General features: G+C 61.9%; 19 protein-coding genes. 17 read left to right on the top strand and 2 right to left on the bottom strand.

The annotated features are described in order from the left end of the window. From rseP to lpxB, 8 genes are all read left to right on the top strand, one after another. Positions 1-770: RIP metalloprotease RseP (gene rseP / locus ACESL9_RS08200; protein ID WP_372674701.1), on the top strand; the 770-nt coding region annotated here is incomplete at its 5' end. 116 nt (positions 771-886) lie between these two features. Beyond that, positions 887-1,015 (top strand): hypothetical protein, encoded by a 129-nt coding sequence (locus tag ACESL9_RS08195; RefSeq protein WP_372612554.1) that lies wholly within the window; start codon positions 887-889, stop codon positions 1,013-1,015. A gap of 248 nt (positions 1,016-1,263) precedes the next feature. After that, positions 1,264-3,555: an outer membrane protein assembly factor BamA gene (gene bamA / locus ACESL9_RS08190; RefSeq protein WP_372674700.1), complete on the top strand. Its 2,292-nt coding sequence runs from the start codon at positions 1,264-1,266 to the stop codon at positions 3,553-3,555. A gap of 7 nt (positions 3,556-3,562) precedes the next feature. Next, the gene (locus tag ACESL9_RS08185) at positions 3,563-4,201 is read left to right on the top strand and encodes an OmpH family outer membrane protein (protein ID WP_372612550.1); all 639 of its coding nucleotides are present in this window, start codon (positions 3,563-3,565) and stop codon (positions 4,199-4,201) included. A gap of 184 nt (positions 4,202-4,385) precedes the next feature. Further along, a complete protein-coding gene (gene fabZ / locus ACESL9_RS08180; RefSeq protein ID WP_372612548.1) occupies positions 4,386-4,847 on the top strand; it encodes a 3-hydroxyacyl-ACP dehydratase FabZ in 462 nt (153 codons plus the stop codon). A gap of 5 nt (positions 4,848-4,852) precedes the next feature. Beyond that, positions 4,853-5,635 carry an acyl-ACP--UDP-N-acetylglucosamine O-acyltransferase gene (gene lpxA, locus ACESL9_RS08175; RefSeq protein ID WP_372612546.1) on the top strand — a complete coding sequence of 261 codons (783 nt, stop codon included), beginning with the start codon at positions 4,853-4,855 and terminating at the stop codon, positions 5,633-5,635. Between the two features lie 4 nt (positions 5,636-5,639). Continuing rightward, positions 5,640-6,440 carry an LpxI family protein gene (locus tag ACESL9_RS08170; RefSeq protein WP_372674698.1) on the top strand — a complete coding sequence of 267 codons (801 nt, stop codon included), beginning with the start codon at positions 5,640-5,642 and terminating at the stop codon, positions 6,438-6,440. After that, complete coding sequence (gene lpxB, locus ACESL9_RS08165; protein ID WP_372612542.1) at positions 6,437-7,585, top strand: lipid-A-disaccharide synthase; 1,149 nt, start codon at positions 6,437-6,439, stop codon at positions 7,583-7,585. The genes ACESL9_RS08170 and lpxB overlap by 4 nt, the downstream gene beginning before the upstream one ends. Before the next feature lie 101 nt (positions 7,586-7,686). On the opposite strand, the gene mnmA is transcribed toward lpxB, so the two are convergent. Then, on the bottom strand, positions 7,687-8,829 hold the full coding sequence (mnmA, locus tag ACESL9_RS08160) for a tRNA 2-thiouridine(34) synthase MnmA (RefSeq protein WP_372674697.1): 1,143 nt from the start codon (positions 8,827-8,829) through the stop codon (positions 7,687-7,689). 122 nt (positions 8,830-8,951) lie between these two features. Here mnmA and ACESL9_RS08155 point away from each other — a divergent pair, with 122 nt between their 5' ends. The 5 genes from ACESL9_RS08155 (at position 8,952) to ACESL9_RS08135 (ending at position 14,768) form a co-directional block, all read left to right on the top strand. Then, positions 8,952-9,230: a DUF1153 domain-containing protein gene (locus ACESL9_RS08155; RefSeq protein ID WP_372612538.1), complete on the top strand. Its 279-nt coding sequence runs from the start codon at positions 8,952-8,954 to the stop codon at positions 9,228-9,230. Between the two features lie 95 nt (positions 9,231-9,325). Next, on the top strand, positions 9,326-10,042 hold the full coding sequence (ctrA, locus tag ACESL9_RS08150; RefSeq protein ID WP_372612536.1) for a response regulator transcription factor CtrA: 717 nt from the start codon (positions 9,326-9,328) through the stop codon (positions 10,040-10,042). Positions 10,043-10,331: 289 nt separating this feature from the next. Beyond that, complete coding sequence (gene ligA / locus ACESL9_RS08145; RefSeq protein WP_372612534.1) at positions 10,332-12,449, top strand: NAD-dependent DNA ligase LigA; 2,118 nt, start codon at positions 10,332-10,334, stop codon at positions 12,447-12,449. After that, positions 12,446-14,536: an ATP-dependent DNA helicase RecG gene (gene recG / locus ACESL9_RS08140; protein ID WP_372674696.1), complete on the top strand. Its 2,091-nt coding sequence runs from the start codon at positions 12,446-12,448 to the stop codon at positions 14,534-14,536. The genes ligA and recG overlap by 4 nt, the downstream gene beginning before the upstream one ends. A gap of 109 nt (positions 14,537-14,645) precedes the next feature. Further along, entirely contained in the window at positions 14,646-14,768 is a 123-nt protein-coding gene (locus ACESL9_RS08135; RefSeq protein WP_372612530.1) for a hypothetical protein, read from the top strand. A 212-nt stretch (positions 14,769-14,980) separates the two neighbouring features. Here the strand turns inward: ACESL9_RS08135 and ACESL9_RS08130 are convergent, their stop codons facing one another. Then, positions 14,981-15,430: an iron-sulfur cluster assembly scaffold protein gene (locus tag ACESL9_RS08130; protein ID WP_372612528.1), complete on the bottom strand. Its 450-nt coding sequence runs from the start codon at positions 15,428-15,430 to the stop codon at positions 14,981-14,983. A 66-nt stretch (positions 15,431-15,496) separates the two neighbouring features. Between ACESL9_RS08130 and hisI the strand changes: the two genes are divergently transcribed. From hisI to ACESL9_RS08110, 4 genes are all read left to right on the top strand, one after another. Beyond that, positions 15,497-15,868 carry a phosphoribosyl-AMP cyclohydrolase gene (hisI, locus tag ACESL9_RS08125; RefSeq protein WP_372612526.1) on the top strand — a complete coding sequence of 124 codons (372 nt, stop codon included), beginning with the start codon at positions 15,497-15,499 and terminating at the stop codon, positions 15,866-15,868. A gap of 543 nt (positions 15,869-16,411) precedes the next feature. Beyond that, entirely contained in the window at positions 16,412-16,930 is a 519-nt protein-coding gene (locus ACESL9_RS08120; RefSeq protein WP_372612524.1) for a TRAP transporter small permease subunit, read from the top strand. A 79-nt stretch (positions 16,931-17,009) separates the two neighbouring features. Beyond that, positions 17,010-18,065, top strand: a complete 1,056-nt coding sequence (locus ACESL9_RS08115; RefSeq protein WP_372612522.1) for a TRAP transporter substrate-binding protein — start codon at positions 17,010-17,012, stop codon at positions 18,063-18,065. 134 nt (positions 18,066-18,199) lie between these two features. After that, positions 18,200-19,510: a TRAP transporter large permease subunit gene (locus tag ACESL9_RS08110; RefSeq protein WP_372674695.1), complete on the top strand. Its 1,311-nt coding sequence runs from the start codon at positions 18,200-18,202 to the stop codon at positions 19,508-19,510. Positions 19,511-19,632 lie beyond the last annotated feature (122 nt).

Raw genomic sequence — 19,632 nt, 5'->3', positions numbered from 1 at the left:
CGGTGCCTGTCGAACCGGTCCTGGATTATGACATACGCCGGGAGGCACGCGAGATGCGGGTGCGCGGGCCCTATCCCTATCCGCCGATGGTCAGGCAACTGTCGCCGCAATCGTCCGCCTATGATATCGGGATGAAGGTGGGTGACGTCATCACCGAGGTGGATGGCGAACCGATCTTTGCCTTCGAGCAGCTGCGCGAGCGCGTCGAGGGCGGCGAAGGCAAGCCGCTGTTGCTGAGCGTGTGGCGGGACGGTGAGATGCTCGAATTCACGCTGGTTCCGCGCCGGGTGGATGAGCCGCAGGAAGAGGGCGGGTACAAGACCAGTTGGCGAATCGGGATCGCGGGCGGCCTGATGTTCGAGCCGGCCACCGAGATGGCGGGTGTCGGCACGGCGCTCTGGGAGGGCGTGATTCAGACCGAGCGGATCATCGAGGGTTCGATCTCGGGTTTGTGGCACATGGTGACCGGCGCGATTTCAAGCTGCAACATGTCGGGGCCGATCGGAATCGCACAGGTGTCGGGCGCAATGGCAAGCCAGGGCGCGGCCAGTTTCATATGGTTCATCGCGGTGCTGAGCACGGCCGTGGGTTTGCTCAACCTGTTTCCGGTTCCGGTGCTCGATGGTGGTCATCTGGTGTTTTACGCCTATGAGGCCGTGGCGGGGCGGCCGCCGTCGGACCGGGCGTTGCGCGCCCTGATGACGATCGGATTGACGCTGATCCTGTCGCTGATGGTGTTTGCGCTGAGCAACGATCTGTTCTGTCCCTGATAGTTGCCGATTCAAACTCCATAATCTTGCCGCAATCACGGTCTGCATTCGCCTTATTGCCATACTACCTTTGCGTGTGAACGAAACAGCGTCACCAAGGCAATGAGAGGTGTGACATGAGCACGATCGCGCGCGGATACCGGGGGCTTCACCTGTTGTGGGATCTCAACTGGGACCGTTTGCTTTACGTTTGCACCATCGCCGTCGCGCTGATGGCTGGAGCGTGGCTCGGGTCACAGTTCTGAACGCGAATCTCAGGTCGGTTCAACGCAATTGCCGGGCGGGGCCATCCCGCCCGGCAGTTTCATTGTGCCGGTGCCCGTTCAAAGACCAATCCTTTTTCCGCAAGCCTGCCCTTCGGTAGGCTTTTGCGTTTTTGACAAGTCAGGGTATTCCCTTTAGCTAGTCTCTAGTTGGGGTGTCTGACCGGATTGAGCAAATGACGCATAATATAAATGGCCCAGCCACGGGCCAGATTGAGCAAGACAGGAAGATGCGCGCAGTTCTGGCGTTGGTTTTCCTCGGAATCGCGTTCGTTTTCACGGCCTTGCCGGGGGGAGCCGGTGCGCAGTCCTATCGGTTCACCGATGTGACGATTGAGGGCAATCAGCGGATCGAACCGGGCACGATCCTGAGCTATGCGGGAATCGCTCGCGGCGAGACGGTCTCGGCCGCGGAGCTCAACGACGCCTATCAGCGCATCCTGGGCAGTGGATTGTTCGAAACCGTGACGATCGAGCCGAGCGGCAACCGGCTTGTCATCCAGGTCAAGGAATACCCGACGATCAACCGGATCAATTTCGAGGGCAACCGGCGCCTGAAGGACGAGGAGCTCGCCGATTTCATCGAGTCGAAATCGCGCCTTGTTTACAACCCGACGACGGCAGAAAGTGATGCCGAGACCATCGCCGAGGCCTACTTGCAGAACGGGCGGCTCGCCGCACAGGTCAACCCCAAGATCATTCGGCGCAGCGACAACCGGGTCGATCTCGTGTTCGAGATCTTCGAGGGCGGCAATGTCGAGATCGAGCGTATCAGTTTCGTCGGCAATCAGGCCTTTTCCGACCATCGTCTGCGCCGCGTTCTGGAAAGCAAACAAGCCGGACTCTTCCGGATTCTCATCCAGAAGGACACTTTCGTGGAGGATCGCCTGGACTTCGACCGCCAGGTGCTGCGCGATTTCTATCTTAGCCGCGGTTACGTCGATTTCCGAATCACGGGTGTGAACGCCGAACTGGCGAGGGAGCGCGACGGGTATTTCATCACCTTCAATGTCGAGGAAGGTCAGCAGTTCCGTTTTGGCGAGATCACCACCGTGAGCGAGATGGACGGGGTCGATGCCGAGGAATTCGCGGCCATCCAGCGCGTGCGTCCCGGCGTTGTCTACTCGCCGTCGCTTGTCGAGAACGCGATTGCGCGGATGGAGCGTCTCGCGGTGCGCAAGGGCATTGATTTCATGCGGGTCGAGCCGAACATCACGCGCAACGATCGGGATCTCACGCTGGACGTGGAATTCGACCTGGTGCGCGGGCCACGCGTATTCATCGAGAGAATCGATGTCGAGGGCAATACCACGACGCTCGACCGCGTGGTGCGCCGGCAATTCCGGGTGGTCGAAGGCGACCCGTTCAACCCGCGCGAGATCCGTGAAGCGGCCGAGCGCATCCGGGCCCTGGGGTTCTTTGAAGAGGCCGATGTGAACGCCCGCGAGGGATCTAGCGAAGAGCAGGTCATCATCGATGTGGATGTCGAGGAAGCTCCGACCGGCTCATTGGGGTTTGGCGGCAGTTTCTCGTCGAAAACGGGATTCGGGCTTGCGATCCAGTTCGAGGAAAACAACTTCCTCGGGCGGGGGCAGTCGCTGCGGTTCTCGATCTCGGGTGCGGAGGACAACAGGAACTACGGGTTCAATTTCGTCGAACCGGCCTTTCTTGGGCGTGATGTCGAGTTCCATTTCGATGTCGGCTATGTCGAGACCGAAGACTACAACGCGAATTACGATACGCGCGAAACGCGGCTTGGCTTTGGGCTGGAATTCCCGGTCAGCGAGCGGGCGCGGTTCGGGGTGAATTACAAGTTCGACCAGTCCGAGATCTACAATTATTCGGGGCCCGGCACATCACTTCTAGCCGGTGAGGAATCGCAGGGCGCGTTGAACGCAAGCTCGGTCGGTTTCACCTTTTCCTATGACACGCGGATCAGCGGGCTCAACCCGAACGCAGGGATGCTGCTGGAGTTCAGCCAGGACTTCGGCGGTGCCGGGGGCGATGTCGATTTCTCGAAATCGACGGCGCGCATGATGGCGCAGACCAGGATCCTGAACGAAGAGGTGACGCTGCGCGCGACGCTGGCCGGCGGGATGGTGAATTTCAGGAACGGGCAGTCGAGCCGGGTCACCGATCGCTTCCTGTTCGGCAGGGATATCATCCGCGGTTTCGAGTATGACGGGATCGGACCGCGGGAACGCGAGGCCGGTACGTTCGATGACGCGCTTGGCGGGAATTTCTTTGCCACCGCGAAATTCGAGGCGCAGTTCCCGTTGGGCCTGCCCGAGGAATACGGTATCGAGGGCGGGCTGTTCTATGATGTCGGCTCGGTCTGGGGGCTGGATCAGACGAGTGGCAACACGCTTTACGAGGGTGGGCCGGTGCGCCATGTCGCGGGCCTTTCGATCTTCTGGGATACCCCGGTCGGGCCGTTGCGGTTGAACTGGTCCAAGGCGCTTCAGAAAGAGACGTTCGACAGGGAACAGCAGTTCGAATTGACCATTCAGACCAATTTCTGAGTCGATGATGGAGCATTCACTGCGGGGGATGATTCTGGCGATCTTGGCGGTCATGCTGTGCATGTCGCCAGCGGCGCGCGCGCAGGACCTCGGCCTGCCGGACAGCCCGGTTCTCGTCGTCGATCTCAACCGGTTGTTCAACGAAACGTTGTTTGGTGAGCGTGTTGCCAGCGAACTTGAGGCCGAGAGCGCGGAACTGGCTGCCGAGAACCGTCGGATCGAGTCGGAGCTGACCGACGAGGAGAAGGATCTGACCGAACGCCGCGCCGACATGTCACCCAGCGATTTTCGCGATGCCGCGGACGAATTCGATGCCAAGGTTCAGCGCATTCGGTCCGAACAGGAAAGCAAGGCCCGTGCGCTGGCCGAAGAGAACGAGAACGCCCAACGCCGTTTCCTGGGGGCGGCACGCCCGGTCCTCGAGCGGTTGATGCGCGAAAGCGGCGCTTCGGTTCTGCTCGACACGCGAGTGGTGCTTCTGAGTTCGGACGTGGTCGACGTGACCGATGCGGCCGTGGAGCGGATCGACGATGCGATCGGCGATGGCAGCGAGGTGCCGGCCGATGTCGAAGAGGATGCCCCCGATCTGCCGGTCGAGCCTCAAGAATCGCCACCGCTCGTGATACCCCCTCAACAGCAGGACTGAGTTGCCGGCGCGGTGATGCTTGCCCCGTTGGGGGGGAGTTGTTAAAGCGTTTCCCATTGAATTCGTTGCAGGGTGGATGCGAGGCCCGCTGCACAATCGAGCGCAGTGCGCTTGCAGACGGCCGCTGTCACGGTGCAAGAACCGTGTCGCGGGGACCATCGGCGGGCCGAGGAAAGGAACGACAATGACCGAGGCAACCCGGGCGGGGATCGATCTGATCCAGCGGATCATTCCGCATCGCTATCCGTTTCTGCTTGTGGATCGGGTCGAAGATATCGTGGGCTACCAATCGGCCCGCGGCGTAAAGAACGTGACCATGAACGAACCGCATTTCCAGGGCCATTTCCCTGGAAAGCCGATCATGCCCGGTGTCACCATCGTCGAGGCGATGGCCCAGACCGCGGCGGTGATGGTGGGCACCGCGCTGAACATGGCCGACCGCGACATGCTGGTTTATTTCATGGCGATCGACACCTGCAAGTTCCGTCGCATGGTCGAACCCGGCGACGTGTTGGAGATGTATCTCGAAACCATGCGGGGCAAGCCCGGTGGCAAGGTCTGGAAATTCGCGGGTACGGCCAAGGTCGGTGACGAGGTAGCAGCCGAGGCCGAGTTCACCGCGATGATGGACCTGCCGAAGGAGTGAGCAGGATGAGCCGTATCCATCCCAGTGCGATCATTGAGGAGGGCGCCGAGATCGGCGAGGGCTGTGTCATCGGCCCGTTCTGCCTTGTCGGGGCGGAGGTGCGTCTGGGCGCGGGGGTCGAATTGAAATCGCATGTGGTCGTGACCGGAAACACCGAGATTGGCGCCGAGACGGTGATCTTCTCCTTTTCGGTGATCGGCGAGGTGCCGCAGGATCTCAAGTTCAAGGGCGAGGAAACCCGGCTGATCGTGGGCGCGCGCAATCGCATCCGCGAGCACGTGACGATGAACACCGGCACCGAGGGTGGGGGCGGTGTGACCCGTGTGGGCGATGACGGGTTGTTCATGGCGGGCTGTCACATCGCGCATGATGCGCAGGTGGGCGACCGGGTGATCATCGTCAACAATTCCGCCATCGCGGGGCATTGCGTGATCGAGGATGACGTGATCGTGGGCGGGTTGTGCGGCGTGCATCAATGGGTGCGCATCGGGCAGGGCGCGATCATCGGCGCGCTGAGCATGGTCACGAATGACGTGATCCCGCATGGCCTCGTGCAGGGGCCGCGCGGGGTTCTCGACGGGCTCAACCTCGTCGGGTTGAAGCGCCGGGGCGTGGGGCGTGCGGACATCACCGCGCTGCGCGCCGCGTTCCAGATGCTGGCGCAGGGCGAGGGGGCGTTCCAGGACCGTGCGCGGCGCCTGGGCGAGGAGACGCAAAGCGATTACGTGCGCCAGATCGTCGATTTCGTGACCGCGGGCAGTGACCGCTCGTTTCTGACCCCGGGGTAAGGCGATGCTGGCATTGATTGCGGGGCGGGGGTATCTGCCCGACAAGGTGGTGGCGGCTTTGAACGAGCCGCCGGTTATCTGTGCTCTGGTGGACTGTTTGCCCGATCGTCTCGACCCGGACCTGATGTTCCGTCTGGAGACGCTTGGCACATTCTTGTTGACGCTGGGTGAGCGCGGCGTCAGCGAAGTTTGTTTTTGCGGTGCGATCGACCGTCCATCCCTCGACCCGGCCATGCTCGATGCCGAGACACGCCCGCTTGTTCCAATCTTCATGGAGGCGCTGGCCAAAGGGGATGACGGGGCATTACGCGCGGCGATCCACCTCTTCGAGCGTGCGGGCTTCGCGATCCGTGCCGCCCATGAAATAGCCCCCGAGATCGTGGCGCGGGCCGGGATTCCGACACGGCGGCAGCCTGGTACGGGTCATCAGGACGATGCCGACCTGGGCGATCATGTTCTGGCCGAGATGGGGGCGGCGGATGCGGGGCAGGCCTGCGTGATCCGCAAGGGCAAGGTTGTGGCGCGCGAGGAGCGTGCGGGAACGGATGCGATGCTGGCCGGATTGGCCAATACGGCGGATGGCGCGCCCGGATCGGGTGCGATTCTCTTCAAAGGGCCAAAACCGGGACAGGACCGGCGCATCGACCTGCCCACGATCGGGCCGGGTACCGCGGTTGCGGCCGCCGCGGCCGGCTGTGACGGGATCGTGATCGAGGCAGGCGGCGTGATCGTGCTGGATGAAACGCGGGTGATCGAAACCCTGGATGCGAGGAGCATGTTTCTCTGGGTGCGGGAGCGGCCATGAATGTCTTTGTCATCGCGGGCGAGCCATCGGGCGACCGTTTGGGCGGGGCGCTGATGGCGGGGTTGCAGGAGCTGGTGCCCGATATCGCGTTTCGTGGCGTGGGTGGGCCGCAGATGCGCGCGCAGGGTATCGAAAGCCAGTTTCCCATGGAGGAACTGTCGATCATGGGCGTGGCCGAGGTGCTGCCCAAGCTGCGCCACCTTCTGCGGCGGCGTGACGAGGTGGTGCGCGCTGTGCTGGACTGGGCCCCCGACATTCTGATCACGGTGGACTCGCCGGATTTCTGCCTGCGTGTGGCCAAGGGGGTCAAGGCGGCGTCGGATATCCGCACGGTGCATTACGTCGCGCCTTCGGTCTGGGCGTGGCGGCCCGGGCGGGCGGAGAAGATGGCGCGCCATATAGACCATGTTCTGGCACTCTTGCCGTTCGAGCCGCCCTATATGGAGGCCGCCGGGATGGAGTGCGATTTCGTCGGCCACCCGGTGGTGAGCGAACCGGTGGCGAGTGCCGCAGAGGCGGCGGCGTTCCGGGCCGAACACGGGATCTCAGGCGAGATGCTGTTGGTGTTGCCGGGCTCGCGCAAGGGCGAGGTCATGCGTCTGGCCGAGCGTTTCAGCGAAGTCATTGGCCGGGTTGTGGCCGCGCGCCCGGGCTTGCGGGTGGTGATCCCGGCCGCAGCGCCGGTGGCGGGCCTTCTGAACGGGATTGTGCCGGGCTGGGCGGGCGATCCGGTGCTGCTCGATCCGCGCGGTGTGGATGAGGATGTGTTCGCGGCGCGCAAGCGCGCGGCATTCCGGGCGGCAGACGGGGCGCTGGCGGCATCGGGTACAGTCTCGCTCGAACTTGCTGCGGCGGGCACGCCGATGGTGATCGGCTATGACCTCAACTGGCTCAGCCGCCAGATCGTCCCGCGGCTGTTGCGGGTTGATACGGTGACGTTGGTCAACCTCGTGAGCGGCACGCGGGTCGTGCCGGATTTCATCGGCAAGGCCTGTCGCGTGGGGCCGATGGCCGATGCCGTGATTGCGATGCTCAACGCCCCGGAAGAACAGCGCGCGGCGCTGGATTTGACGATGGAGCGTCTTGGCCGGGGGGGCCAGGCGCCGGGGTTGCGCGCGGCGCGGGCCATTCTGGCGCGGATGTGAGGCGGGGGCCGACCGCCCGTTTGACAAAATGCCGAGGCATTTTGCCAGCATCGCTCTGAATTATTTCAGGCAAGACGAGGCTGAGGGCCAAAGGTCGCCCCTCAGCGCGCGTGAATCCAGCCACCCCCGAAGATGCGGCTGCCGCCGGTTTCGTAGAACACGCAGGCCTGGCCGGGCGAGACGCCTTCCTCGGGTGTCAGAAGCTCGACCTCGGCCGTTGTCGCTGTCAGCGCGCGCAGGATCGCGGGGCGGGGCGGCCGGGTCGAGCGGACCTTGACAATGATCTCGCGTTCGCCGATGGCGTCGAGGGCGTCGTCGCCCAGCCAGTTGACCTCGCGCACCGGCACGATGCGGGTGGCGAGCATCTCCTTGGGGCCGACGATCACGCGGCGATTGTCGACATCGAGTTTCACCACGTAGAGCGGGTCAGCCAGCCCGCCAATGCCGAGGCCGCGGCGCTGGCCGATCGTGTAATGGATCACGCCCTTGTGGGTGCCCAGGGTGTTGCCGTCGATATCGACGATTTCGCCCGGCTCGGCCGCGCCGGGGCGCAGCTTCTCGATCACGCTGGCGTAATCGCCATTGGGGACGAAACAGATATCCTGGCTGTCGGGTTTCATGGCCACGGGCAGGCCGTATTTCGCCGCGAGCGCGCGGGTTTCGTCCTTTGAGGCCAGGTGGCCCAGCGGGAAGCGCAGGAAATCGAGCTGTTCCTGCGTTGTCGAAAACAGGAAATAGCTCTGATCGCGGTTGGCGTCGGCGGCGCTGTGCAATTCGGCGCCGTGCGGGCCGATCTTGCGCTGGATGTAGTGGCCGGTGGCCATGCAATCGGCATCGAGATCGCGGGCGGTTTCCAGCAGATCCTTGAACTTGACCCGTTCGTTGCAGCGGATGCAGGGCACGGGGGTGGCGCCGGCAAGGTAGCTATCGGCGAATTCGTCGATCACAGCGTCGCGGAAGATATTCTCGTAGTCGAGCACGTAATGGGGAAAGCCCATTTCCTCGGCCACGCGGCGCGCGTCGTGAATGTCGATACCTGCGCAGCACGCACCCTTCTTGGCCAGCGCCGCACCATGGTCGTAAAGCTGTAACGTGACGCCGACCACGTCATAGCCCTCGTCGGCGAGCATGGCGGCGACGACCGATGAATCGACCCCGCCCGACATGGCCACCACCACGCGGGTCTCGGAGACGGGTTTTGCGAATCCCAGCGAGTTGAGCTGGCTCGCGGTGTCAAACGACATTTCGGGTTCCTTCAGATCATGGGGAATATAGGAAAATCCTAAACACTCTCAAGTCCCCGTTTCACCGATCATTAAGTCTGCTGGATGCATCACCTGTGCATCGCAATGACGAGGTTTGGGCGATGTACCTGAAAAAAGTCGACGGGCCAAGGGCCGTGAGCCTGCCGGATGGACGTGTGATGTCACGTTCCGATCTTCCGCCTGCGAATACCACGCGTTGGGTCGCCAGCCGCAAGGCGGCAGTGGTGCGCGGTGTTATCTACGGCCTGATCTCGCATGAGGAGGCCCTGGCGAGATATGGGTTGAGCAGGGAGGAATTTCTTGAATGGGTCTCGGCTGTTACCGAGTTCGGAGAAGATGCGCTGAAGGCAACTCATCGACAAAAGTATAGACAACCCTGAGGTGAGCCCATAGTTTTCCTGCGACAGTAACTTGTGGTTAACCAATTTTGTTCACGTTTAATTCTGATGATAGCATTGAAGCGGAGAATCGAATAATGCGTGTGCTGCTTGTGGAAGACGACCCGACGACGTCGAAGAGCATCGAGTTGATGCTGACCCATGCCAACCTCAATGTTTACACGACAGATCTTGGCGAGGAGGGGATCGATCTTGCCAAGCTTTACGATTACGATCTCATTCTTCTCGATCTCGGCCTGCCGGACATGAACGGGCACGAGGTATTGCGGCAATTGCGACTGGCGCGAGTAGACACGCCGATCCTTATCCTGAGCGGCGCCGACGATACCGAGAACAAGTTGAGGGGGTTCGGTTTCGGTGCTGATGACTACCTGACCAAACCGTTTCATCGCGAAGAACTCGTCGCGCGGATTCACGCGATCATCCGGCGCTCGAAAGGGCATTCGCAATCCGTGATCAAGACCGGAAAGGTCTGTGTCAATCTCGATGCCAAGACGGTCGAGGTCGATGGACAGCCGGTCCACCTGACCGGCAAGGAATACCAGATGCTGGAACTGCTCAGCCTTCGAAAGGGCACGACCCTGACCAAGGAGATGTTCCTAAATCACCTCTATGGCGGGATGGACGAGCCGGAACTCAAGATCATCGATGTTTTCATCTGCAAGTTGCGCAAGAAACTGGCGATTGCGACCGACGGGGAGAATTACATCGAAACCGTCTGGGGGCGGGGCTATGTCCTGCGCGATCCATCCCCGATCGAGGAACCAGATCGCCAGATCGCGATGGGGGCTTGAGAGGCGCTGGCTTAAGGCAACCTGAGAGACGCATGAGCTGACGCGAAAGCCGTCGCCCGGGCCGCAGCCAATATTCGCCCACCGGCGCCGCGCACGGATCGCGCGGCGCCTGAAACCCACCGTGGGTGCTTTTGCGCCCTGCAAGGTGGCGGTCTTTCGGGCGTGGGATCGTCGGGGCTGGGCGATCTCAGGGTGCCGCGCAAGGCTGGACCTTGGCCCGGACCGCGGCTAATCCTTGGCGAGAGAGTCCCGCGCCGAGGTGGCGTGTTCTCGATGCTTGGGGGGTGATGTGGCGGGCGAAACACCGGTTGAGCAGTTGAGTGAGCGCGCGGCGCAGCACGAACTGGAGCGATTGGCGAAGGCGATCGCAGCGGCGAACGCGGCCTATCACACCCATGATGCACCGGAAATCTCGGATGCCGAATATGACGCGCTCAAGCAGCGCAATCAGGCGATCGAGGCGCGGTTTCCACATCTCAAACGCAGTGACAGCCCCAGCGATCAGGTCGGGGCGACCCCGGCCGAGGGCTTTGGCAAGATCCGTCATGCGGTGCGCATGTTGTCACTTGCCAACGCCTTCGATGAGGAGGATCTGCGCGAGTTCGATGACAGCGTTCGCCGCTATCTCGGGGTGGAGGCGGCAATTGCCTATACCGCCGAGCCCAAGATCGACGGGCTGAGCCTGTCGCTGCGCTATGAAGACGGCGCATTGGTGAGCGCGGCCACGCGCGGCGATGGTGAGACCGGCGAGAACGTGACCGCCAATGCCCGTGAGGTGGATGACATTCCCGAGCGGATCGAGGGCGCGCCGCCGATCCTCGAAGTGCGCGGAGAAGTCTACATGAGCCATACCGATTTCGAGGTTCTCAACAAGCGGCAATCAGAACGCGGAGGCAGGACATTCGCCAACCCGCGCAATGCTGCGGCTGGATCTCTGCGCCAGCTTGACGCGACGATCACCCGCGACCGGCCGCTGCGGTTCTTCGCCTATGGTTGGGGCGAGGTGAGCACGCCCCTGGCCGAAACCCAGATGGAGGCGATTGCGCGGCTGGAAGCGTTGGGATTTCGCACCAACCCACTGACCCGGCTCTGTGCGGGACTCGACCAGATGCTGGCCCATTACCGGATGATCGAGGAGCAGCGCGCGACGCTGGGCTATGACATCGACGGGGTGGTTTACAAGGTCGATGACCTCGCGCTGCAAAAGCGGCTTGGGTTCCGCTCGACCACGCCGCGATGGGCGATTGCGCACAAGTTTCCCGCCGAACTGGCCTGGACCCGGCTTCTGGCGATCGACATCCAGGTTGGGCGGACCGGCGCGCTCAGCCCGGTGGCACGGTTGCAGCCGGTGACGGTGGGCGGCGTGGTGGTGTCGAACGCGACGCTGCATAACGAGGATTACATCGCCGGCCGCTCCAACACCGGCGAGGAGATCCGGGGCGGCAAGGATATCCGCGTTGGCGATTGGGTGCAGGTCTATCGGGCGGGCGATGTGATTCCCAAGATTGCGGATGTGGACCTTGGCAAGCGGCCCGAGGAGGCGGAACCATTTGCCTTTCCCGATCATTGCCCGGAATGCGGATCGGCAGCCATTCGAGAAGATGGCGACGCGGTAAGGCGGTGTACCGGGGGGCTGATCTGTCCGGCGCAGGCGGTGGAAAAGCTCAAGCATTTCGTTTCTCGCAAAGCATTCGACATCGAGGGGCTCGGCGCCAAACAGGTCGAGCAATTCCATCGCGATGGCTGGATCAGGGAGCCCGCGGATATCTTTCATCTGCAAGCGAGGTATGGCGAAGGGCTGCAACAGCTCAAGAATCGCGAGGGTTGGGGCGAGAAAAGCGCGCAGAACCTCTTTGAAGCGATCGAGGAGAAGCGCAAGATTCCCTTTGCACGGCTTCTTTTCGCGCTTGGCATTCGGCATGTGGGCGAAGTGGCGGCGCGGCTTATTGCCCAGCATTACGTCACTTGGGATAGCTTTGTCGCGGCGATGGATGAGGCGCGGGCTCTGCAGGGGCCGGCCTGGGAAGATCTTCTGGCGATTGACGGCGTTGGACAGGTGCTCGCGACGTCGCTCGTGACCACGTTCGCGCAGGAGGCCGAGCGGGCGAGCATCGAGCGTCTGGTGCGCAAGCTTGAGATCGAGCCGGCCGAACCGCCGGTGCGAGCCGAAGGCAGCCCGGTCGCGGGCAAGACACTGGTCTTTACCGGAACGATGGAGAAGATGACCCGGGCCGAAGCCAAGGCGCGGGCCGAAGAACTGGGGGCCAAGGTCGCGGGCAGCGTGTCGGCAAAGACCGACCTCGTCATTGCCGGGCCGGGGGCCGGATCGAAGGCGAAGAAGGCCGCGGAACTTGGGGTCGCGACGATCGACGAAGAGGGCTGGCTTGCCATGATCGAGGGGCTATGAGCGGGCGGCCCGAGCCTCTCTTCCCGCTTTTCGCGGATATTGAAACGCTGGAAGGCGTGGGGCCCAAGACCGCGCGCCACCTCGCCCAGATCGAGATCGAGAAACCGCGCGACCTGCTCTTCACGTTGCCTTATTCGGTGGTTGACCGACGTAGGCGCGACACGGTTCAGGGGGCGGATTTGCCCGCGACGCTCACCGTCGAGGTCGAGGTTGGGCAGCATCGCCACGCGACGCGGCGCGGCGGGGCCTATCGTATCAACGTCGAGGACGCCAGGACCGCGTTTCAGCTGGTGTTCTTTCATGCGCGCGACGAATATCTGCACCGGATTCTGCCCCCGGGTAGCCGAAAACTGGTCTCGGGGCGGGTCGAGATGTTCGACGGGATGGCGCAGATGGTGCATCCCGATTACGTGCTCGAGCCACACGAGGCGGCCGAAGTTCCCGAATTCGAGCCGGTTTATCCGCTGACATCCGGGGTGACGCAGAAAGTAATGGCAAAGGCGGCCCGCGCGGCGGTGATGCGTGCGCCGGTTCTGGCGGAATGGATCGATCCGTTGCAAAAGGCCAGGGCGGGCTGGCCCGATTGGCGGGATGCGGTTGAGCGCGCCCATGCGCCGCGGTCGGTGGCTGATCTTGCGGCGACGGCCCCGGCGCGCGAGCGTCTGGCTTATGACGAATTCCTGGCGCATCAACTGACCCTTGCGCTGGCCCGGGCGAAACTGCGGCGCGCCAAGGGGCGCGAGAGCCACGGGACGGGGAGGTTGCAGTCGAAGGTCCTGGAAGGGTTGGCCTTTCAACCCACGGGAGCGCAGACCCGGGCAATCGATGAGATCGCGGCGGATATGGGCAAGCCGCAACGCATGAACCGGCTTTTGCAGGGCGACGTGGGGTCAGGCAAGACCCTGGTGGCGTTCATGGCGCTTCTGATCGCGGTCGAAGCGGGCGGGCAGGGCGTTATGATGGCGCCCACCGAGATACTGGCGCGCCAGCACCTCGAAGGGCTGCGTCCGCTTGCCGAAAGCGCGGGGGTGGTTCTCGACATCCTGACCGGACGCGACAAGGCGGGCGAGCGCCGGGCCAAGCTGGCAGCGCTGGCGGCGGGCGATATCCAGATCCTCGTTGGCACCCATGCGGTGTTTCAGAAGGACGTGGAATTCCGTGATCTGCGGCTGGCCATCATCGACGAGCAGCATCGGTTCGGCGTGCGCCAGCGGCTGGAGCTGGGCCGCAAGGGTGCGGGGGCGGATGTTCTGGTGATGACGGCGACGCCGATTCCACGCAGCCTGTCGTTGGCGCAGTATGGTGACATGGATATCTCGATTCTCGACGAAAAGCCGCCCGGTCGACAACCGATCAAGACCGCGCTGGTCAGCGCCGCGCGGATGGAGGAGGTGGTCGAGCATCTGCGTCGCGCCGTGAGCGAGGGCAAGCAGGCCTATTGGGTTTGTCCACTCGTCGATGAGAGCGAGAGTAGCGATCTGACTGCGGCGGAGGAAAGGTTCAAGCATCTGCGCGCCGCGCTCGGCGACGACCGGGTGGGGCTGGTCCACGGCCAGATGCCGGGACAGGAAAAGGATGCCGCAATGGCCGCGTTTCAACGTGGCGAGACCAGTGTTCTGGTCGCCACGACGGTGATCGAAGTGGGGGTGGATGTGCCCAATGCCACGATCATGGTGATCGAACGGGCCGAGATTTTCGGGCTGGCGCAATTGCATCAGTTGCGGGGGCGTGTCGGACGGGGGAGCGGCGCCTCGACCTGTCTTTTGATGTATCAGGCGCCCCTCAACGAAGGCGCCGAGCGGCGGCTGACCACGCTGCGCGATACCGAGGACGGGTTTCGCATCAGCGAGGTCGATCTGGAGATGCGTGGCGCAGGTGACGTGATCGGTGTGGCACAATCCGGCTTGCCGAGATTCCGGGTTGGCGACATGGAGCATCAAGCGGCGCTAATGGCGGTGGCGCAGAGCGATGCGCGCAAGCTGTTGACCGACGATCCGGTGCTTGAAACGGATCGAGGGCGGGCGGCACGGAACCTGCTTTGGTTAATGGAGCAGGATCAGGCAATTCGCCTGATTTCAGTGGGTTGAGCCGAGCGTTCTGTTAAAGTTCACTAATGTTCTCAAAAAGGTCTTTACAGGGTGGCTCCTATGTGAGAACAAAAGAGCAACAAAAGAGATCAAGTGCAGGAGGTCGCCGATGGTCATTCAACTCAAATCCATCCTCGAACGCAGTCAGGACACCATCTGGCAGGATGCGATCGGGGCGGTTTCACTGATGGTCTTATTGATTGCCGGGCTGCATCTGCCCAGTCTCTTTTGACGCATCATTGATGAATTCTGCCACGTGAGCCTTTGCCCCTGCCTGTGGCGCAACCTGTCCCAATCCATGCGCCAAGACTGACACTGCCTGTCCCTCATGTCGTCCTGGGGTTGCCTCATCTGCCCTGACTGAGCAGCGGGGCCAAGTTGGCTCACGCACCTGACCGCCGCCTTGGACACCAAGCGCGGCGGTTTTTTTCGGTTTGACCTCGATCAGGCGCAGTCGCTTTGCGCGGCCTTGTCCATCGCCTCTAGGGTGGCTTCGATGGTCAGCATGATCGAGGCATGGCGGTTCTTGTAATCACGTGCAGGCCGCAGCACTTCCAACCCGTCGAAAGGGGCGGGCGGTGTCGGACCGTCGTGTTTGAGCATGTCGCGCAGGGCGTTGCGCGCGGTCTCGACCTCTTCGCGGGTGCGGCCAATGATGTTGGCGCCGACAATGCTGGCTGCCGCCTGGCCCAGGGCGCAGGCTTTCACGTCCTGCCCGTAGTCGGTGATCACGCCATCGCGCATATTGATATCGACCGTGACGGTCGATCCGCAAAGCGGCGCGCGGCGTTTGACCGTGGCATCGGGCTCCGGGAGGCGGTCAAGATGCGGGATGTCGGCAGCAAGCGCGAGGATGCGCTCGGAATAGAGCTTGATGAGATCGGTCTCGCTCATGTCGTTTCCTTCCCGGTCCTTTTGTCCTAAATAGACCCGTCTGGCGTGGATGCAAAGGGGGCAGGCATGGGCTTTGATCCGGAAACACTGAAATATGATGACCGTGGACTGGTGCCCGCAATCGCGCAGGATGCTGCCTCGGGCGAGGTCCTGATGATGGCGTGGATGAATGCGGACGCGGTGCGCCGGACGCTCGAGAGTGGCAGGGTGACCTATTGGAGCAGGTCGCGGCAATGCTTTTGGGTCAAGGGCGAGACAAGCGGACATGTGCAGAAGCTCGTCGAGATGCGCATTGATTGCGACCGTGACTGCGTGCTTGTTTTGGTCGAGCAGTCCGGTCCGGCCTGTCACACCAATCGGCGCAGTTGCTTTTACACCGCCTTGAGGGATGGCCAAGAGGTCGAGATCATGAGTCCGATCGAAGGCGATCTTGGGTAGGCGGGGCTGTGAGTGGATGATCGCAACGCAGTCGTTTTGGAACAAGGCGTCAGTGCGTATGAATTGCTTGATTTTATCAATCGCTTCGATTGTAGATCTGTTCCCGGTAAACCCGTGATGTTTTCTGTGCTTCGGTCCATGAAGGAAGCCGATGGGGCGGCAGAATATGCCTGGTATCGATCACATGTGATCTGGCGTGCGATCGCCGGTCCGTAACCACCGCATCATTCGCGCGCCCTGACAAGTCCGTTTTCGGGACCACAGTGCGGGTATTCATCGTCGAACGGCCCCAGAACACGGCCCCAGAACTGTGACATCCCGAGTCAGACCGGGGTCCCGGCCGCTATACCCAGGTGATCCAGCGGCTTTGTGTCTGATTTTGGTTCTGTCGTTTAGGGAATCTGGTTCTATGCTTCTTTGGCTCGACGCCTCACGATGATGTGACAGGTTGTCGCGGACGGGCTTTTTCCGAAACCCGCGATCAGGGCGACCTGCGAGCCTGTGGGATAAAGGTCTTTTGGTATGTTAATTCGATCCGGTGGCATGATGTTTCTGCGCGGCTTGGAGCTGCTGATCGACGGTCTTTCGGAATTTGCGGGCATGATCGGTTGGCTGCTGGTTCTCTATTGCATGATTTTCGGGGTCACCGACGTGTTCTTGCGATACTTCCTCAACCAGCCGTCGCTCTGGATCGGCACGACAGTGCAAGCGACGATGGTCCTGATGGCCTGCGTGGGCGGGATCTATGCGCTCAAGCACGATTCGTTCGTCAAGCTCGACATTTTCTACGCCAACGCGTCTGATCGAACCAAGGCGATACTGGATGTGCTTACGGCCAGTTTCACTTTCTTGTTCCTTTATGTGCTGATCACCCGCGGGATTGATGCGGCTGCGCAGTCTTATCGGCTCAATCAAATGACACCAACGGCGGTACCGCTCCCATTGGGGCCGATCAAATCCGCAATTCCGATCGGCGCAACGGTCGTGCTGCTGCTGGTTGTCAGAAAATTCATCAGGGACATTTGTATAATCTTCGGCGTCAACAAGGCGCCTGATCACTGACTCCATGCTTGCCCCTAGGTGCGCCGAAGGGGCCAACAACAAGAAACAATTCCAGCTCAACCCAACAGAGGAGGACACCATGAAGACCCGTTCAACCTTTCACGTGACCGCTGGCGTCGCGATGATGGCCCTTGGCCTTTCGGGGGCGCAGGCGCTGGCCGACAACCACGGCCCGCCCGACGATGTTACCAACTGGGTATTCCAGCCTTGCTTCGACAACACCGATGCCGGGTGGGGCAGCGGCGTTGTGCCTTGGATCGAGGCGGTCGAGGAGGCGACGGAAGGCACGGTGAAGATCCGGCTCGAACCGGCCGGTGCCTTGACCAGCGGGGCGGAAGCGTTCGGCGCCACCGTCGGCGGTCAGATCGATGTGACCGCGTGCTGGGCCACCGTCTATGGCGGCGACATGCCCGAGGGCATGCTGGCCTTCGGCATGGCAATGGGCGCCGAAAACACGGAACAGGCCTGGGATGCGATGTGGGGTGATCCCGATTACCGCATCGGTGAGTTGGTTCAGCAGGCTGCAATGGAGCGCAACCTGCGTTGGGTCGGCTGGACCAATCAGGGTCCGAATGCCATGTTCACAAAGTTCCGCGTGGACAGTCTCGATGACCTCAAGGGCAAGAAGATGCGCGCCGGCGGACCACAGGCGATTTTCCATTCCACGATGGGCGGCTCGCCGGTTTCGATGGATGCCGGAGATATATATACCGCCATCCGCCTTGGCACGATCGAGGGCACCTACTGGGACACGGGGGGCATAAACGACATGTCTTTCCACGAGGTCGTCGACTACGCGATCATGCCTGGCTGGAACCCGGCGCAGCACCAGGAAATCTTTGTCAATCTCGATGCCTGGAACGGTCTGAACGACTGGCAACGCGAGCAGATCGACGGCATTTTCGAGGAAGTCTATTTCGAGACCAGCCGCATGCATGACGAAGGCGTGGCCGAGGCTCTGAAGGATCTCGAGGACGCCGGCGGCGAGGTGATCCATCTGTCCGACGAGGAGATCGCACGGATGCGCGAGGTCTCGATCAATGAGGTCTGGCCGCAAGTCGCCGAGCAATCCGAGCTCACCGCACAGGGCGTGGAGCTTTGGAAAGCGTATCTCGAGGAAGCCGGTCTCTACTGAATCGGCACGGGGCCATTGTCGCCCCTGTCAACTATGTGCCGGTCCGCTGCGCAAGCGGGCCGGTGCTCTGATCCGCCCGAATTCTTTTCTTGCCTGCGGCACCCGTGCGGCAGCTCAGATCCGCGAGGAAGTGCATGAGCCTAGAACTCGTCACCGCGCTCTATTTCATTGTCCTGTTCATCGTTCTTTTCATGGGGCTGCCTGTGGCTTTTGGCCTCGGCGGGACGGCGGTCCTGTTCGCGATGATCATGGAACCACGTGCGTTGATGTCGGTGCCAAGCGCCTTCTATTCCACGCCTTGGAGCACGATCCTGGTGACCGTGCCGCTGTTCCTGTTCATGGGCAGTCTGATCCGCTTTTCCGGGATTGCAGAAGCGGCGTATGATGCCGTCTACAAGCTTATCGGGCACATTCATGGCGGGCTTGCCATTGGCACGGTGGCGGTTTGCACGATCTTTGCGGCGGTGACGGGCATCACGCCGCCAGCCACGATCACCATGGCGCAAATCGCTTACCCTTCGATGATGCGCTACAAGTATGATCGATCCATCGCTATCGGCGCGATCGCGGCGGGTGGTGCGCTCGGCGCGCTCATCCCGCCCAGCGTGCCCTTCATCTTTTACGGTCTCCTCGCGAAGGTCTCGATCGGCGATCTGTTCCTGGCCGGAGTGCTGCCGGGTTTCATGCTGGCAGTATTCTATGGCGTCTATATCGGCGTGCGGTGTCGGCTGCAGCCACATATCGGACCTGCGCTGCCCCATGACAAACGGTTCACCACGGGCGAAAAGGCGCGGGCGGTGGTCAACATATGGCCCTTCTTGGTGCTGATCGTCATCGTGCTCGGGGTCATCTGGGGCGGTGTCGCCACGCCGGCCGAGGCGGCCGCCTTTGGTGCAGCGGGGGCCTTTGTTATCAATCTGGTCTATGGGCGGTTGAGCTGGTACGTCTTGCGCGAGTCGCTGTCCACGACCATCAAGCTGACCGGGATGGGGTTGTGGATCCTGATTGGGGCGACGATTTTCCTGAATATTTTCAACACGATGGGCAGTCAGGATCTGCTTACGGAGCTGGTGCTGGCCATGCCGGGCGGCACCAACGGCATCCTGTTCATCATGATGGTCATAATCGTCGTGCTTGGCATGGTCATGGACGACTGGGCCATCATCATGTTGTGCACACCGCTCTTCGTGCCGATTCTCAACGAGCTGGGTGTGGACAAGCTGTGGTTTGGAGCCATGTTCATCGTCGCGATCCAGGTCGCCTATCTCACACCGCCCTTCGGATTTGTGCTGTTCTGGCTCAAGGGGGTGCTGCCGAAATCGGTCAGCATGCGCGACATCTACGGCTCGGTCGGACCCTTCGTGTTGCTACAACTGCTCGGGTTGACGCTACTTTTCTTTTTTCCCGGAATCGCCGTGTGGCTGCCCAACACCCTTGATTGGTGAGGCGTGATGCAACAGCCGTCCCGGTAAAATGCATTCAGGGCCAAACCTCGCTTCCCCGTTTACGCGTTCCACGACCGGGGCGTCTAGGACTGTCTTATCGCGTGATATCCCGCAAAGCATCG

Source organism: Aquicoccus sp., assembly GCF_041686535.1.
Lineage (GTDB): Bacteria > Pseudomonadota > Alphaproteobacteria > Rhodobacterales > Rhodobacteraceae > Aquicoccus.
Note: the sequence above shows the minus strand (reverse complement) of the source record. Positions and strands in the feature narration are given on the sequence as shown.